Source organism: Herbaspirillum sp. RV1423, assembly GCF_000577615.1.
Lineage (GTDB): Bacteria > Pseudomonadota > Gammaproteobacteria > Burkholderiales > Burkholderiaceae_D > Herbaspirillum.
The window spans coordinates 20529-35623 of record NZ_CBXX010000061.1 but is presented as its reverse complement, the minus strand read 5'-3'; the positions used below and the strand labels follow the sequence as shown (position 1 = coordinate 35623).

At 61.3% G+C, this 15095-nt stretch carries 14 protein-coding genes and 2 pseudogenes; 6 read left to right on the top strand and 10 right to left on the bottom strand.

Annotated elements, in window-relative coordinates:
* The 5 genes and pseudogenes from RV1423_RS30255 to RV1423_RS27305 all read right to left on the bottom strand — a co-directional run.
* A pseudogene (locus RV1423_RS30255) lies at positions 1 to 138 on the bottom strand (L-lactate dehydrogenase); the annotation flags it as partial.
* Between the two features lie 112 nt (positions 139 to 250).
* Positions 251 to 748, bottom strand: a complete 498-nt coding sequence (locus tag RV1423_RS27320) for a flavin reductase (RefSeq protein WP_034303773.1) — start codon at positions 746 to 748, stop codon at positions 251 to 253.
* 80 nt (positions 749 to 828) lie between these two features.
* Positions 829 to 1992: an acyl-CoA dehydrogenase family protein gene (locus RV1423_RS27315; RefSeq protein ID WP_155835334.1), complete on the bottom strand. Its 1164-nt coding sequence runs from the start codon at positions 1990 to 1992 to the stop codon at positions 829 to 831.
* Positions 1993 to 2027: 35 nt separating this feature from the next.
* Positions 2028 to 2534: a V4R domain-containing protein gene (locus RV1423_RS27310; RefSeq protein ID WP_051517004.1), complete on the bottom strand. Its 507-nt coding sequence runs from the start codon at positions 2532 to 2534 to the stop codon at positions 2028 to 2030.
* A complete protein-coding gene (locus RV1423_RS27305; RefSeq protein WP_081769047.1) occupies positions 2531 to 3889 on the bottom strand; it encodes an MFS transporter in 1359 nt (452 codons plus the stop codon). The genes RV1423_RS27310 and RV1423_RS27305 overlap by 4 nt, the downstream gene beginning before the upstream one ends.
* A gap of 170 nt (positions 3890 to 4059) precedes the next feature.
* Between RV1423_RS27305 and RV1423_RS27300 the strand changes: the two genes are divergently transcribed.
* The gene (locus RV1423_RS27300) at positions 4060 to 4989 is read left to right on the top strand and encodes a LysR family transcriptional regulator (RefSeq protein ID WP_034303769.1); all 930 of its coding nucleotides are present in this window, start codon (positions 4060 to 4062) and stop codon (positions 4987 to 4989) included.
* Positions 4990 to 5021: 32 nt separating this feature from the next.
* Here the strand turns inward: RV1423_RS27300 and RV1423_RS27295 are convergent, their stop codons facing one another.
* From RV1423_RS27295 to RV1423_RS27285, 3 genes are all read right to left on the bottom strand, one after another.
* Positions 5022 to 6011, bottom strand: a complete 990-nt coding sequence (locus tag RV1423_RS27295; protein WP_034303767.1) for a TauD/TfdA family dioxygenase — start codon at positions 6009 to 6011, stop codon at positions 5022 to 5024.
* Positions 6012 to 6266: 255 nt separating this feature from the next.
* A complete protein-coding gene (locus tag RV1423_RS27290) occupies positions 6267 to 7163 on the bottom strand; it encodes an SDR family oxidoreductase (protein WP_034303765.1) in 897 nt (298 codons plus the stop codon).
* Between the two features lie 36 nt (positions 7164 to 7199).
* Positions 7200 to 7961, bottom strand: a complete 762-nt coding sequence (locus RV1423_RS27285) for an SDR family oxidoreductase (protein ID WP_034303763.1) — start codon at positions 7959 to 7961, stop codon at positions 7200 to 7202.
* Positions 7962 to 8139: 178 nt separating this feature from the next.
* Between RV1423_RS27285 and RV1423_RS27280 the strand changes: the two genes are divergently transcribed.
* The 3 genes from RV1423_RS27280 to RV1423_RS27270 all read left to right on the top strand — a co-directional run bounded on the left by RV1423_RS27280 (position 8140) and on the right by RV1423_RS27270 (position 11308).
* Positions 8140 to 9045, top strand: a complete 906-nt coding sequence (locus RV1423_RS27280; RefSeq protein ID WP_034303762.1) for a LysR family transcriptional regulator — start codon at positions 8140 to 8142, stop codon at positions 9043 to 9045.
* A 300-nt stretch (positions 9046 to 9345) separates the two neighbouring features.
* On the top strand, positions 9346 to 10416 hold the full coding sequence (locus tag RV1423_RS27275) for an SMP-30/gluconolactonase/LRE family protein (protein ID WP_051517003.1): 1071 nt from the start codon (positions 9346 to 9348) through the stop codon (positions 10414 to 10416).
* Positions 10417 to 10618: 202 nt separating this feature from the next.
* The gene (locus RV1423_RS27270) at positions 10619 to 11308 is read left to right on the top strand and encodes a DUF1120 domain-containing protein (RefSeq protein WP_034295045.1); all 690 of its coding nucleotides are present in this window, start codon (positions 10619 to 10621) and stop codon (positions 11306 to 11308) included.
* Between the two features lie 91 nt (positions 11309 to 11399).
* Here RV1423_RS27270 and RV1423_RS27265 read toward each other — a convergent pair.
* A pseudogene (locus RV1423_RS27265) lies at positions 11400 to 12128 on the bottom strand (YoaK family protein); the annotation flags it as partial.
* Between the two features lie 320 nt (positions 12129 to 12448).
* Between RV1423_RS27265 and RV1423_RS27260 the strand changes: the two are divergent.
* Complete coding sequence (locus RV1423_RS27260; protein WP_197035021.1) at positions 12449 to 13411, top strand: trypsin-like serine protease; 963 nt, start codon at positions 12449 to 12451, stop codon at positions 13409 to 13411.
* 109 nt (positions 13412 to 13520) lie between these two features.
* The gene (locus tag RV1423_RS27250; RefSeq protein WP_051517002.1) at positions 13521 to 14504 is read left to right on the top strand and encodes a hypothetical protein; all 984 of its coding nucleotides are present in this window, start codon (positions 13521 to 13523) and stop codon (positions 14502 to 14504) included.
* A gap of 68 nt (positions 14505 to 14572) precedes the next feature.
* On the opposite strand, the gene RV1423_RS27245 is transcribed toward RV1423_RS27250, so the two are convergent.
* Complete coding sequence (locus RV1423_RS27245; protein WP_034303756.1) at positions 14573 to 15094, bottom strand: cytochrome b; 522 nt, start codon at positions 15092 to 15094, stop codon at positions 14573 to 14575.
* Position 15095 lies beyond the last annotated feature (1 nt).

Genomic DNA, 15095 nt, shown 5'->3' with positions numbered 1-15095 from the left:
CAGTGCGGCCAGGTCGTCGCTGTTGGCGCGGTAGGTGCTCTCGGTGTAGGAGCCGCTGTCGGCGTAGTCGTAAAAGGCCTTGGGTACCCGTTTCTTTGCCAGGATGCGCAAATCTTCGACACAGGTGATGACGGGCATGCAGTTTTCTCCCGGGGACGGAACATGGATTGAATGGTCGGCGCATCTCGGCGCAGGCAATCAGCTTAAGGCGGGAACGAGACGCGGACAATCGGCATGAATACCGAGCGCGCTAGGTGGTTTTACTTAGGCCGCCGGCAAGACGATGAAAACGGCGATTGAAATAAGTCAGCCCATCCTGGCTTGCGGACAGGCGGATGTGTTTTATTTCCGCAAACATCACGCAATGCGAACCGATGTCTTGCGTCAGGACGATGTCTCCTTCGAGACTGGCGAGCGCATCGGACAATACCGGCATGCTGCCGTCGCCGCTGGTCCAGCCGGCCGACGACAGGCGTTGCTCCATGCTCAATCCGGTCATGCCTGCGAACTGGCGCGCCAGCTCTTCATGATGGCCCGGCAGAATGTTGACGCCCAGACGCCGATTGCCAGTGAAGACGGGATACAGCGCACTGCCGCGATTGAGGCAGACCAGCAGCGTCGGCGGCGTATCGCTGACCGAACAGACGGCGCTGACGGTGAGACCCGCGCGGCCGTATGGCCCGGCGGTGGTGATGATGTTGACGGCGGCGGACAACTGCGCCATGGCGTTGCGGAATTCTGTTTGCATGTGGCTGCGGCGAGTGAAGATGTAACGATGGGAGATCCGGGCAGGGATTCCCATCCTGGTTGTTGATGGCGCGCGCCGACTCACGGATAGCCGGCGAACGGCGGAACGCCCGCCAGCACCGCGCCGGCGCCGTCGTAAGCGGATTCGCCGAGAAAGGCATGCTGCGTCACCACCATCGAATCGCGCACGATCCGCTGCAGCGGATGCTGGCGATAGATGGCGGCGATGCCGCCCAGCTTGTAGCATTGCTGCACGACCTCCGCGGCGGCGTGCGCTGCATGGATGGCGCTCATGCGCAGCAGATTGTTCTGCTCCAGCGACAGGACGTCGCCGGCGGCGATGACGTCCCATGCCTGTTCGGCGGCTTCAAAGAAGAAAGCGCGGGCGCTGCGCAACTGCGCTTCTGCACGGGCCAGTTCGATGCGGAAATGAGGACGGTCCGCCAGGCGCGGCGCGCCGGTGGTGGTCGCCCTGCCGGACGACATCGCGGTCAATTCGTTCAATGCCGCGCGCGCCAGGCCGAGATTGACGGCGGCGTGCACGCCTGCCTGATACGACACCGCCGGATAGCGGTACAAGGGTTCGTCGACCAGCGCCGCGCTGCCGCGTACAAAGGTCCAGACATCGTCGACATAGCGATCGTTGACTTGCAGATCGTGGCTGCCCGTTCCCTGCATGCCGACCACGTTCCAGTTGTCGACGATGGTCACCTGGTCCGGCCGGAACACCGCCGTCAGCGGCTTGCCTGCCTGGCCGCCATTGTTCGGGCCGCCGATTCCCACGCCGAGCCAATCGGCGCCCTTGCAGCCGCTGGCGAATTTCCAGCGGCCGCTGACCTGCCATCCGTGCCCCATCCGCGCTGCCGGCTGGACCGGATACAGTGCGCCGGCAAACACCTGGTCGGGACCTTCCGCGTAGAGGATGGCCTGGGTCTCCAGCGGCAATGCCGCCAGATAGACATTGGCCGAACCGAAGCCGGCAACCCAGGAGGCGGAACCGTCGGCCACCGCGATGCGTTCAACGATGTCGAAAAAGAGATGCGGCGCCAGCGCATCGCCGCCGAAACGTTTCGGTGTGCTGGCGCGAAACACGCGCGCCTGCTTCAGTCTCTGGATCACGTCTTTGGGGACGTGCGAGAGACGATCGAACTCATCCCTGCGCGCGGCGATCTCTGCGATCACGTCGTCCAGTGCAGTCTGGCCCGGCGAGAGCGTGGGCGCGGTCTGGCGTGCGGCGGTGATCATGTGTTGCGAGGTCATGCGATTTCCTTTCAGATAGTTCAATGTGATGCGGTTGCGGCGACGAAACGGCACGTCGGCGCACCATGCGCCCTGCATTCGACTTCGGTCACCGATGCCGGCTTGCCGAGGACCTGGGACGCCACGCTTGCAAAAATGCCGCTGATCGGCGCGCAGACGGCGTCGTCCGCCGTTGCGGCGGCGGCGATGTAGCCGCTGGCGAACGGGCTGTCTTGCACCGTCAACTGCAATTGCCCGTCGCGATGCTGCATGGCCCACACTCCCCAACCCAGTGCTGCGGCGCCCGAACAGGTCACCTCGATGAGGCGCTCGATGCCGCTCTCGGATGCGTAGGCGGCGATGCTGCGGCCGCCGTTGATTGCCGCCGATTGCACCAGCGCCGCCAGAACCTCCTGTCGCGCGCCGGCGGAGAGGTGCGCAATCGCGCCCATGAGCACGTCGTGCCGCATCATCAGGTAGCGTCTGTCGCCGTCGCGGATGGCGCCGCCGGCGCTGTCGAAATCGAAGCGGGAGAGAAAGCCGTTCATGCGTGCGGACCTGTTTTTCCGTCTGCTTCGACGGCGCCGCGATGCAATGTCTCCGGAATGAAGCACAGGAAAATCAGGGTGACGATGCCGAAGCCGGCAAGGTAGATGGCGACGGGCGTATGGCTGCGATAGTGCGCCAGCAAGCTGGCTGCAATCACCGGCGACAGTCCGCCGCCCAGCACCGACGACAGCTCGCGCCCCAGCCCGAGTCCTGAAAACCGCACGCGCGTATCGAACAGCTCGCACATGTAGGCCGGCTGGGTTCCCTCCAGCGCGCCGAGCACCACGCTGTTGGCGAGGATCAGCGCGGTCATCACCCATACCGTGGCGCCGCTGTTGAGCATCCAGAAGAACGGAAAAGCGATCAGCGTCATCCCCAATGCGCCGGCTATGTAAACCGGCTTGCGGCCGATGCGGTCGGACAGATGACCGAAGAACAGCGAACTCGGAATCAACAGCAGCATTGAAATGGTGAGCCCAGTCAGCACCAGGGAATTGGACAATCCGATGAACTTGCCGTAGGTCAGCGAAAACGCGAAGAACAGATACGACGCCCCGCCCTCGCCGAAACGCAATCCGAATACCTTGAGCACCTGGCCGGGGTTATTGCGCAGCACCTGCAGGATGGGTGCTTTTACCTGGGCCTTGCGCTCGCTGATCCGGGCGAAGTCGGCGCTTTCCGGCACGCGGGCGCGGATGTAGAAACCGACGATCACCAGAATCACGCTGAACAGGAAAGGAATGCGCCAGCCGTATCGCATGAAGTCGTCCACCGGCAGACTCTGCACCGCCAGAAATGCCCCGCTGGAAAGGACGAAACCGAGACAGGCGCCGGCCGGGCTGAACGCCGAGAAGAACCCGCGGCGATGCGCCGGCGCACTTTCATTGATCATCAGGATGCTGCCGCTCCATTCGCCGCCGGCGGCCAGGCCCTGCAGGACGCGCAATCCCACCAGCAGGATCGGCGCGGCGATGCCGATCTGTTCATAAGTCGGCAGCAGGCCCATGCACAAAGTCGCCAGTCCCATCACCAGCAAGGTGATCAGCAGCACCGATTTGCGACCGTAGCGATCGCCGATGTGGCCGCACAGGATGCCGCCGATGGGACGCGCGACAAACCCCACGGCAAATCCGCCGAAGGCGGCAATCGTGCCGAGCAGCGGATCGGCGCCGATGGGGAAGAACAGTTTGCCGAAGACCAGCGCGGCGGCCGTGCCGTAAAGAAAAAAATCGTACCACTCGAGAACCTGGCCGATGAGCGAAGTGACAACGGTTCTACGAAGCTGGCGCCGGCTGAAAATAGTTTGCGGCGCATGCGCGATCGGCGCGGCGGCCGGGGAAGAGGCAGCGGTCATCGATATTCCTTGAAAACAGATGTCGGATGGATGCAGCCGATGTTGCGGGAATCGCGACAGGCATGCTCGTTGCTTGCTTTGCGGGACCGGCCGGTTTTTGCGTCAGCAGCGATGAGTGAAGATAGTGCGCCGGCAAAGCCGCCGTCAAATGATTGTCAGGAATGTACGTTATGAAGCAAATGAATATGGCTGCCGTCGATCTGAATCTGCTCAAGACGTTTCTTGCCATCTGGGAATTGCGCAGCCTCACCGCCGCTGCCGATCGCCTGCATCTGAGCCAGCCGGCCGTGAGCCATGCGCTGCGGCGTCTGCGCGATATCTTCGACGATCCTCTGTTCGTGCGCACGCCGACCGCCATGGTGCCGACGGATGCGGCGATGCGCCTGCACGGTCCCATCGACAACGCGCTGGTGATCATTCATGGAGCGCTGCAAAAGCATGTCCAGTTCGATCCGTCCACGGCGTCGCGCACCTTCCAGCTTGTCATGTCGGACATGGCCGAATCCTATGTGCTGCCGTCATTGATGGAGGCTCTTGCGACGGTGGCGCCGCATGTCAGTTTCGATGTTCAGCAAATGCCGGTCGATGCCTTGAGCTCGGCGATGCGCAGCGGCGATGTGGACATCGCGCTGGGGTATCTGCCGGGACTGAGCGCGGAATGCACGTGCGAGACCTTGCTGGAAGACGAGTTCATCTGCATGCTGCGCAACGGGCATCCGATGCAGAAACGCAAACTCAGCCTGGAGGATTTGTCGCGCCTGCGGTACGTCTATGCGACCACCAACACCACCGGCCATCGTCTGGCCGAAGACCTGTTTCGCAAGGCGGGCCTCGAGCGCGACATCGCCGTGCGCATTCCGCATTTCACCGTCGCGCCGCAGATCGTCCGCAATACGGATCTGGCATTGATCCTCCCCAGGAGCATCGCCGAACGCGTGAATCAGGGACGCGCCTATCGGCTGCTCAGCCTGCCCTTCGCATTGCCGCCGATCCATGTACAGGTGCATAGCCACACCCGCTTCGCTTCCGATCCGGGCATTGCCTGGCTGCGTTCGACGCTGGTCAGCATGTTCGCGCGCCCGGCAGCGAAACCGCACTAGCGCGGTTCAGGCCGGGCCTAGCTTTACCCGACCTACGCCGCCTCGGCAACCCGTGCCGGTATGCCGTTGCGGCCGGGGAAATCGGGAGCGAGCGTTCTGGTGTTGGGCATTTTGAGCCACAGGCGCAACAAGCGGCGGCGCAGCTCCAGTTCCTGGAAATCCTCGAAATTGCTGCGGGAATGCATGACCGCATAATTGTTGGCAAACTGGATATCGCCCGGCTCCAGCATCATGTCGAGTCGAATATTCTCGTCGTGGATGATGCTGTCGAAGATATCCAGCGCTTCGACTTCGACATTGGACAACGGCACGCCGCGAATCTCATGCCCCAACTCAAGGTACTGGCGCAGATAACGGCAACTCAGTTTGCCCTGGTGAAAACTGAAGATCGGCGACAAGCTCGGCAACTCTTCGCCCAGATGCGCGAAATACATGGGACGGTAAAAGAGGCCGAGGTAGTGCGGATATTTTTCAAGGATTTCGTTGTAGACCGCCGCCGCGCTGACCAGGCTGCTGAGCCCGCCCGATTTTGCCTTGCGCACGCCGAGCAAACCCACCACGTCGGACAGATCCGTGTGGTACGGCAGATAGGCGTTGGTCTCATAGACGCGGGTGTTTTTATTGTTGAGATCGCCGACGTTGGTGACCACGCCGATCATCTCTCCCTTCGGGTTCTGACTGACCGGGAGTCCCATGTGAAGCCCGATGCCGTAGTAGAGAATACTTATTTCTTCGTCGGAATATCGATGCACCGGCAGGCCGCGCAGCAGTAAGAATCCCCTGCCGTTTTCAAGTTCGTCGGAGATTCCTTGCAGCTTTTTCGACAGGCTGCCGTCGACAGGAAAGTCTGCGGCGGTGAAGAAAGGAAATGTGAGTCCGCGTTTCTTCACTTCGCCAAGCGCGAAGTCCAGGGAAGCAATGTCCTGTTCGGTCAATTGAGCGATCCACGCACTGTCGTTTGCCAGGTCTTGCCCTCTCCATGCCGCTGCGCCTGTGATTTTTTCTTTCAAAACGACATCCATTTTTACCCCTCCAAGAACTGGTTGATTCCGGCGTGACTGAAATGCGCTGGCCGCGCTTCTCATGCATGGCTGGCGCTGGCATCGATTCTAAAATCGGGGTAACAATAGATCAAATTCATGGTGAGTATTTTGCCCATAAATAAGAATTATGATGAGCAATGATGACGTAGAGAGCCGGCGCTGTCATTGCCCGCACTGCGCGCAGGAAAGCTTGCGCCAGCGGATGTTCTCCTTCCTGCGGCGCAGTCCTTGCAGTTATGCGATCACTGCGGGATGCAGCAGGTCGTCGATGCCGATGCGCTGGGCGAATTCCTCGCGCACGCCTTCGGCGACTTCGGTCACTGCGGCGGCGCCGTCGTCGATGAAATCGACCACCGAGCGGAACGGCCGTTGCCCCGCAGGCAGGTTGACGATACGCGTCATTTCATCGGCCACGGCTTGCGGATCGGCATCTGCGGGCGACAGCGCCGACAGGCGCGCGCCGACCTGGTCCATCAGTCCTTCATAGCGCGCGTAGGCGTCGGCGGTCTTCCGGTCGGCGGGCTTGCCGGCATTGGGGAAATGATCGGTGCCGCGGGTGAAAGCGCCCGGCACCATGATCGAGGTCTCGATGCCGAAGCGCGCCAGTTCGTAGGACTGCGTCACGGCGATCGAATCCATCGCGGCCTTGGCGGCGGCATACGGTCCCATGAACGGCGGGAAACCACCGCGCACCGTGGTGCTGCTGACCCATAGCAGCAAACCCGACTGGCGTTCGCGCATGTAAGGGAGCGTAGCGCGATTGACGCGCTGCGCGCCGAGCACGTTGGTGTCGAAGACCTTGATCATTTCTTCCGGCGTGAAGGCTTCGGTGGGACCGACCACCAGATGGCCGGCGTTGTGCACGACGACGTCGATATGGCCTTGCTCGCTGATGATCTTGGCGGCGGCGGCATCGGCGGAGTCCTGCGACAACACGTCGAGTTCAACGGCGCGCACATCGAGGCCGCGCGAGAAACTCCAGTCCTGCAGCTCGCGCATCTTGGGTGCGTTCTTGCCGTTGATGTCGCGCATGCTGGCGTAGACCGAGTGGCCGGCTTGCGCCAGCGAGCGCACCGTGAGGTTGCCGATGCCGGCGGATGCGCCGGTAACGAGGATGACTGATTTGCTCATGATTTTTCCTTTGAATGGGCGCGATGGTTCGGCTTCTTAAACCAGACCGCCGTTTGCACGCAGAGTTTGTCCATTGACCCAGTTCCCCGGCGCGGCGAGGAAGGTCACCGCCTTGGCGATGTCGTCCGGCGTGCCCAGGCGTTCCAGCGGCGCGGCCTTGGACAGGCGGTCGATGACTTCCTGCGTCTTGCCGTTCAGGAATAGCGCGGTGGCGGTCGGTCCCGGGGCGACGGCATTCACTGTGATCTGCTTGCCGCGCAGTTCTTTGGCGAAGATGTTGGTCATGACTTCGATCGCGCCCTTGGTGGCGGCGTACACGGCGTAGCCGGGCAACGCCAGGCCGATCACGCTGGTCGAGAAGTTGACGATGCGGCCGCCTTGTTGCAGGCGGGCGGCGGCGGCGCGCATGGTGTTGAAGCTGCCTTTGAGGTTGACCGCGATCAGGCGGTCGAAGGTGGCGTCGTCGGTGTCGACCAGCATCGGCAGGTTCGGCGGCATGATGCCGGCATTGTTGACCAGTACGTCGATGCGGCCGAAGGCGGTAATGGCTTGTTCGAACATGGCGTCGACTGCCTTGGCGTCGGCGACGTCGGCCTGGATGGCGATGGCCTTGCCGTTGTTGTTTGCAACGATGGCGTCGACCACGCTTTGCGCTTCGGCGGCGTTGCCGGCGTAGTTGACGATGACGGCGTAGCCTTCGCTGCCGAGCTGCCTGGCGACTTCAGCGCCGATGCCGCGCGAGGCGCCGGTGACGATGGCGACTTGCTGGTTTGCTGCGATTTGCTTTGCTTGTTCCATGATGTGCTCCTGATCGGTGAGTGGTTGGGTCCGTCTGCTTGATGTTCCTTCGATGTTCCCTTGATGATCCGCTTGTTTGCGAATCAGTGAGGCCATTGTGGACCCCGTCATGATTTGGATAAATATGCTTAAATTGCGATGACTATTCAAAAATCATCAACAATTGGATCGGGCCGTCATGGATCGCTTCGACGCAATGCGCATATTCACCCGTATCGTGGAACTGGGCAGCTTCACCAAAGCCGCCGACGACCTGCACATCCCGCGCGCCACTGTGACGCACACCATCAAGCAGATGGAGGCGCGGCTGGGCGTGCGCCTGCTGCAGCGGACCACGCGCCAGGTCAGCGCCACGCTGGACGGCAACGCGTATTACGCGCGTTGCGTGCAACTGATCGCCGACCTGGAAGAGACCGAATCGGCCTTCAGCGCCGCCGCCTCGAACCCGCGCGGCAAGGTGCGCGTCGACTTGCAGGGTTCGCTGGCGATGCATTTCATCCTGCCGCGGCTGCCGGCGTTCTGTGCGCTGTATCCGCTGATCGAGCTGGAAATCGGCATGGGCGACCGCACCGTCGACCTGGTGCGCGAGGGCTACGACTGCGTGCTGCGCGCCGGCGAGCCGCGCGATTCCAGCCTGGTAATCCGGCGCGTGGCGCGAATGCAGCAAGTGACTTGCGCCAGCCCGGCCTATCTGGAAAGGCACGGCGTGCCGGATTCGCTGGAAGCTTTCGCCAGGCACCAGGCAGTCAATTTCTTCTCATCGGTGAGCGGCAAGATCCTGCCGTTCGACTTCCTCGTCGACGGCGCGGCACACAGCATCACGCTGCCCGGCCGGGTCGCGGTCAGCCACGCCGAGGCTTACGTCAGTTGCTGCGAAGGCGGGCTCGGGCTGGTCCAGTTGCCGCGCTATCACGTGCAGCGGCAACTGGAGGATGGCCGGCTGGTCGAGGTGATGGCCGCTTTCCGCCCGGCGCCGATGGCGGTGTCTATCCTGTACCCGCACCAACGCCAGTTGTCGCGCCGCGTGCGCGTGCTGGTGGACTGGATGGCCGACCTGATGCGGCACGGTGAGAACGCGGCCTGATCCGGCGTTTGCCTTCTCCCCCCTTTTTCCAACCCCCGCCATATTCCCGCAGGAAAATTCGCGTTGCCAATCCCGGCATCAAGTTATATGATGTACGACAACATATAAGTATGGACAGGCCGGCCAAGCGCCAGACCTGCCGCCCCAGGAGACAGCACCCCCTCTTTGCGACATGCCGCCGCAGCATTGCATCGCCGTCCACGCCTATATGGAACAAGCTTGTTTCCCCGCGCTGCAGCCATTTCCAGGTGCCTTTGCCGCGACAGGGAAACCGGTATTTTTCCCCATATGGAGACCACGATGAATCAAGAAGGTAAAAAGAAAGTTGCCTGTTTCGACGCAACTCGTCGTACAACATTGCTCGGCGGCCTGGCGATGGCCGGTACCGCCCTCACCGCCAAGGCGCAAAGTTTCGATTTCAAACCCAACCAGCGCTACCCCGATCAGAGCGTACAGGTGCTGGACAACAGCTTCCTCAAATACCGCCTGTACAGCTCCAGCGTGGAGCAACTGGCAACCGGTTTCCGCTGGCTGGAAGGCCCGGTCTGGTTCGGCGACGGCCGCTATCTGCTGTTCAGCGACATCCCCAACAACCGCATCATGCGCTGGGACGAAGCCACCGGCACGACTTCGGTGTTCCGCCATCCGGCCAACTTCACCAACGGCCTGGCGCGCGACCGCCAGGGCCGCCTGATCGCCTGCGAACACCTGACCCGGCGCGTCACCCGCACCGAATACGACGGCCGCATCACCGTGCTGGCCGACAATTACAACGGCAAGCGTTTCAACTCGCCTAACGACATCGTCTGCAAATCAGACGGTTCGATCTGGTTCAGCGACCCGCCGTTCGGCATCGCCGGCGACTGGGAAGGCGACAAACAGGCTTCCGAACTGCCGCATTCTGTCTACCGCATCGACGGCCAGACCGGCAAGCTGAGCCTGATCACCGACGCGCTGAACGGCCCCAATGGCCTGGCTTTCTCGCCCGACGAGAAAACGCTCTATATCGTCGAGTCGCGCGCCACCCCGAACCGCCTGATCTGGGCCTACCAACTGACCGACAATGGCACCAAACTGGGTGCGCGCAAGCTGGCGGTCGACGCCGCCGGCCCGGGCGCGATCGACGGCTTCAAGGTCGACATCGACGGCAACCTGTGGTGCGGCTGGGGCAGCAACGGCGCGCTCGACGCCAATCCGGCCGAGCTCGACGGCGTGCGCGTGTTTACCCCGCAAGGCAAGGCCATCGGCCATATCCACCTGCCGGAACGCTGCCCGAACCTGGTGTTCGGCGGGGCAAAGAAGAACCGCTTGTTCATGGCCAGCAGCCATTCGCTGTACGCGTTGTACGTGGACACGCGCGGCGCGGTCTGAACTGCGCCTGGGCTGACGCGCGGAGCTCCGGGGTCCGGCTCTCCGCGCGGTATTTTTCCCCTGCGTAAGACGCGTTTTTTGAGAGTTTTCTCATATAAATGAGAGTTAAGAATCGTCAGAATGGCATCACTGCTTAAGCACAAACACAGAGCGCTGAGGCACAAGACTTCTTATCCATTCTTAACTTTTCGAGGAAACGATCATGAACAAACAAGTCGCCCAGCTCTCCGCCCTGGCTGCTTCCCTGCTGGTGTCTTTCGCCGCCCACGCCGCCGACACCGCCGAACTCAAGGTCAAGGGCGTCATCCGTCCTTCGGCCTGCACCCCAAGCTTCACCGGCACCAACGTCGTCGATTACGGCACCATCTCCGCCGCCAAGGACCTCAACCCGTCGAGCGCCACCGTCCTGAGCGAGAAGACCGTTCCCCTGACCATCACTTGCGATGCCGATACCAAAGTTGCCGTGCATGCAATCGATAACCGCGCAACCTCGGTCGTCGCCGGCATCGCCGCGAACATCGGCGCCGGTGTGACCGATGCCCAGGCTTTCGGCCTGGGTACGGTCGCAGGCACCAGGATCGGCGCCTATGCCTTGCGCCTGATTCCCGGCTCCGTCAACGCCACCGCCGCCAGCGGTACGGCTTCCACTCCTGATGTGCTGGCTGACGCCACCAACAGCAACGCCTGGATCAAGTCCGCTGCCGGACGTTTCAATGCCGACGGTACTGCCCGCCAGTCGTTCACGACAGCCGGCACTTCGACACCTGTCGGTTACAAGACCATCACCGGCTCCATCGGCGTCCAGGCTGTCATCGACAAGAGCGCCAACCTGCCGCTGACCCAGAGCATCGACCTCGACGGTCTGGCAACCATTGAAGTGCAGTACCTGTAAATTTCTTTGACCTCCCGGTAGTCCCTTCAGCCTGTCTCGTTCAAGAGACAGGCTTTTTTGTTTTGTGCTGCTGGCGGTGATGCAAGAAGCGCCGGACATCGTCGATCACCGGCACCAGCGTGATGCAAATCAACGCGGCCGCCAGCGGCAAGGTGAAAATGAAACCGACATGCCGGAACGCCAAGGCGCCAACGGTGCCGCCGACGAAAAACAGCGAAACCAGCGTCCCCAGGTTTTTGAGTTTGGCGACGTCGGCGCGCACGTGCATGTCGGGATGGCGGCCGCTGTTCCAGTAGAGCGCCTTGCCGATTTCGATGCCGATGTCGGTGACCATGCCGGTCACGTGCGTGGTGCGGATCTCCGAGCGGGAGAGCTTGGTGATCATGGCGTTCTGCAAACCCATGATGAAACACAGCAGCATCACGGTCACCGGAACGAAGAGCCATTCCACGCTGGTGATGTTGCCGCCCAACAGCGCAAAGAAAAGCAGCAGGATCGCTTCGACAATCAGCGGCATGGCGTATTCCGCCTCCAGCTTGCGCTTGCGCGCCCAGTTGATCATCACCGCCGAACACGCCGCGCCGGCGATGAAAAAGAACATGCTGGCCGCGCCCGAGAACAGCAACCCGATGGCGCCGATGGCGAGGTTGTCGGCCATGGACGAGAGAATGCCGGACATGTGCGACGTAAATTGCCCGACCACCAGAAAGCCGCCGGCGTTGATCGCTCCCGCGATGGCGGCCAGCATAAAGGCCAGATGCCGATTGGCGTTCAGGGTTCGGTGCTTTCCCGCGAGGCTTCTGAGATAGGAGACTGGCATAGAGACTTTCTGGTTGATAGGCAAACTAGGCAAACAATACCTGTAAATCCACTTTCGACATTTTGCTTGATATCGGCTACAACGGTATTGTGCTGAAGCAGGCGCCGGCAAATCGTATACGACTAATGGCACATTATCCCAAGAATGTTGGGACATTCCAAACGGTGGGGGATTTTTCCGGCGCAAAAAGCGGGATTTCTCATTCGTATGAATGAGGCGTGCGCCAAAGGCATTTGCTAGTCTTTGCGGGCGTGTATGCGCCGGGGCTTCTTCCCCCGCCCTTGCGGCCAGACATGCCTGATCCGGAAACGAGAAACGCAATGCGTCGATATACAAGAAAAATCGCATTCTTCCTGTCATGCGCCATGCTGTCCGCAGCATGCGCCGCCGAACCCGAGATTATCCCCTTCGTCTCGTCGGCGAAAAGCGCTGCGCATCCTGGCCCGATCGCCTCCGCGATGGAGATCTCTCGCCTGCTGGAGACGCTGACGCCGCGCATCCTCAAGTTCGATCCCAACCTGAGCCAACTGAATTTCCAGGAAGCCGTGCTGGTGCTTGGCGACAAGGACGGTTTCTGTTCCGGCGTGGCCGTCAGCAAGACGGCGGTGATCACGGCCGGACACTGCGTCTGCGATGACATACAGGATCGCGTTTTTCTGGGCAGCGATTACAGTCTTTCCGGAACCACGCTGAAGATAGACAGGTCGCGGACGAAGAATAAACTCGACTGCGCGCACATGACTGCGCCGGGCAAGTCCTATCCGCCCGGCGACACCCGCGATGTGGCAATTCTGTATCTGGAAGAGAGCCTTCCATTCGATCCCCGTCCTATCGCCACCGAGAGCGAAGAAGCCGACGCCTTGAAAAAGGAGCCTGGAATACTGATGGTCGTCGGCTACGGCAATACCCAGGATCTCATCAAATATCCCGCCAGGGTCAAGCGTGCAATCCGGCTGAACCTGCTCACCCTGAAATGCGAACGCACCGCCAATGAAATCGGCGGCCAGCAAAACGACAGCGAAGCATTCGGCTGCCAGGCCGGCGCCGAAATGACTTCCAGCGCGGCATATGACGGCGGTCCATGCGAAGGAGACAGCGGCGGGCCCAACTATGTCGGACCGAAAAACGATCCGCGGCTGGTCGCTATCACGTCGCGGCTGGCATCGTTCCGGCGCTGCGGCGAGCGAAGCATCCAAGTGCGTCTCGGCGGCGACGTCTACGCATGGCTGAAAGAGAACATCGCCGATTTGAAGACATCCGCGACAACAGGCAAGTCCAAGTAAAAAGTTCCAGGGAATCGCCGCGCCGGGCAAGACAACCCGGCGCGGCAATGACGTCGCTTCACCGAAAACGACGTTTGTTTTTTTGCCATTCACATAAGGGGAATCCATCATGTCCGGTTACAAGATATTCCATGTCGTTGCTCTTTCCGCCGCGCTGACGGCATGCGCCGGCGCACCGGTCGTCACTTACGAACAGGCGCCGAAATCCGGCGACGATGCGGCGAGCCTGAAGACGTCGAAGGAGCGGGGAGAAATCTTCGTCCTGCCCGAGAGCAATATCCTGATCGCGCGCAAGACCGCGCAAGCTCCTGCCGCCGATGCGAAGGACAAGGCGGCGGCAAAGAGCGGCGGGACGGCCAAGGCAGGCGCTGCGGACGATGCCGCCGCACCTGCCTATACGGCCACGGTCGTGCCGCTGGAGGGAGAACGGCGATATAGCGTGAAGCCGGCAAACAACGTCACATCGAAGACCGAGTTGAAACTGGCCCGCATGACGAACTCCGATATCGTCAAGTCGGTCGGCTCGACCTTCACGGACATGACCAAGGTGCGCATCGAGCAGGTCGGCGGAATCGTCACCTCGGTCCTGTCGGCAGCCACGATCTTTCTGGCCAACCAGACCGATGTTGCCGACTGCGGCAAGAACCCTCCCCTGGAAGACTTTGTCCTGCCGGTCGCAAAGACCCCCGCGGCAAGCGATCCCAAGGTGCCAGGCAATCCTTGCTGGACCTATTCGATGAACTACGTTTCCGAACCTGCGCCCGGAGCGGTATCGATCAAGGCGTTTGACGACAAGCTGGGGACGGAAGTAGGCTACTTCCCCGTTCCGGCGTGTCTCGACGTCAGCATCACCATCCGCAGCGCCGGCGCCAAGCAACAAGGCATCAAAATAGCCGCGCGCGTCGCCGATCCCGACCATGTCCGATTGGTGGCGCTGCCCATCAAGGGGACGATCACGATGCATCCGGTATGCAATGCGGACGTGACCGAGGAAGGAAGCGTCGACAAATTCGCGCAGACGGAAGATATCCTCACGGCGGCGATTGCGCAGGTCAAGGCCATCAAGGAAAAAGTCGCAAACGCCGGCAAGTAGCGGGAGCGGGTATTGCAGTCCTGAGTATTGCAGCCCCGGGTATTTCAGCCCTTTTTGCGGAGGGGCTGTTATCGGAACTTCATGCGCTGGAAAATATGGTCCCGGCGCACGAAGTGATGCCACAGCGCGCCGGCGACATGCAAGCCAACGAGGAAATACACGGCGTTGCCGAGCAGCTCGTGGACGCCTTCGAGCGTGTCCTTGAGGTCCGGATTCGGCGCGATGAAACGCGGCCACGCCATGCCGAAGAACATGACATCCTTGTCGCCGGCCTGGGTGAACAAAATACCGGTGACCGGCAATGCCAACATCACTGCGTAAAGCAGAAGATGCACCACCTGGGCTGAACGGATCTGCCAGCGCGGACCGGCGATGTCCTCAGGCACGCCGAATCTCCAGCGCGCCGCAACCCGGAACAGCAGAAACAACAGAACAAACTGGCCCGCCATCATGTGGACGGTCTTGAGCGTATTCCTCAAAGGCATGCCTTTCGGAACTTCGCCGCGGAATTCGATGGCCGCCAGCGCCACGACGAACAGCAAGAAGATCAGCCAATGCAGAAATACTGATGCGGGATGATATGTTTTCATG

What these genes read in the sequence shown, in the direction of transcription:
- RV1423_RS27320 (WP_034303773.1), bottom strand. Translation starts at nt 748, where the DNA reads ATGCAAACAGAATTCCGCAACGCCATGGCGCAGTTGTCCGCCGCCGTC.
- RV1423_RS27315 (WP_155835334.1), bottom strand. Translation starts at nt 1,992, where the DNA reads ATGATCACCGCCGCACGCCAGACCGCGCCCACGCTCTCGCCGGGCCAG.
- RV1423_RS27310 (WP_051517004.1), bottom strand. Translation starts at nt 2,534, where the DNA reads ATGAACGGCTTTCTCTCCCGCTTCGATTTCGACAGCGCCGGCGGCGCC.
- RV1423_RS27305 (WP_081769047.1), bottom strand. Translation starts at nt 3,889, where the DNA reads ATGACCGCTGCCTCTTCCCCGGCCGCCGCGCCGATCGCGCATGCGCCG.
- RV1423_RS27300 (WP_034303769.1), top strand. Translation starts at nt 4,060, where the DNA reads ATGAAGCAAATGAATATGGCTGCCGTCGATCTGAATCTGCTCAAGACG.
- RV1423_RS27295 (WP_034303767.1), bottom strand. Translation starts at nt 6,011, where the DNA reads ATGGATGTCGTTTTGAAAGAAAAAATCACAGGCGCAGCGGCATGGAGA.
- RV1423_RS27290 (WP_034303765.1), bottom strand. Translation starts at nt 7,163, where the DNA reads ATGAGCAAATCAGTCATCCTCGTTACCGGCGCATCCGCCGGCATCGGC.
- RV1423_RS27285 (WP_034303763.1), bottom strand. Translation starts at nt 7,961, where the DNA reads ATGGAACAAGCAAAGCAAATCGCAGCAAACCAGCAAGTCGCCATCGTC.
- RV1423_RS27280 (WP_034303762.1), top strand. Translation starts at nt 8,140, where the DNA reads ATGGATCGCTTCGACGCAATGCGCATATTCACCCGTATCGTGGAACTG.
- RV1423_RS27275 (WP_051517003.1), top strand. Translation starts at nt 9,346, where the DNA reads ATGAATCAAGAAGGTAAAAAGAAAGTTGCCTGTTTCGACGCAACTCGT.
- RV1423_RS27270 (WP_034295045.1), top strand. Translation starts at nt 10,619, where the DNA reads ATGAACAAACAAGTCGCCCAGCTCTCCGCCCTGGCTGCTTCCCTGCTG.
- RV1423_RS27260 (WP_197035021.1), top strand. Translation starts at nt 12,449, where the DNA reads ATGCGTCGATATACAAGAAAAATCGCATTCTTCCTGTCATGCGCCATG.
- RV1423_RS27250 (WP_051517002.1), top strand. Translation starts at nt 13,521, where the DNA reads ATGTCCGGTTACAAGATATTCCATGTCGTTGCTCTTTCCGCCGCGCTG.
- RV1423_RS27245 (WP_034303756.1), bottom strand. Translation starts at nt 15,094, where the DNA reads ATGAAAACATATCATCCCGCATCAGTATTTCTGCATTGGCTGATCTTC.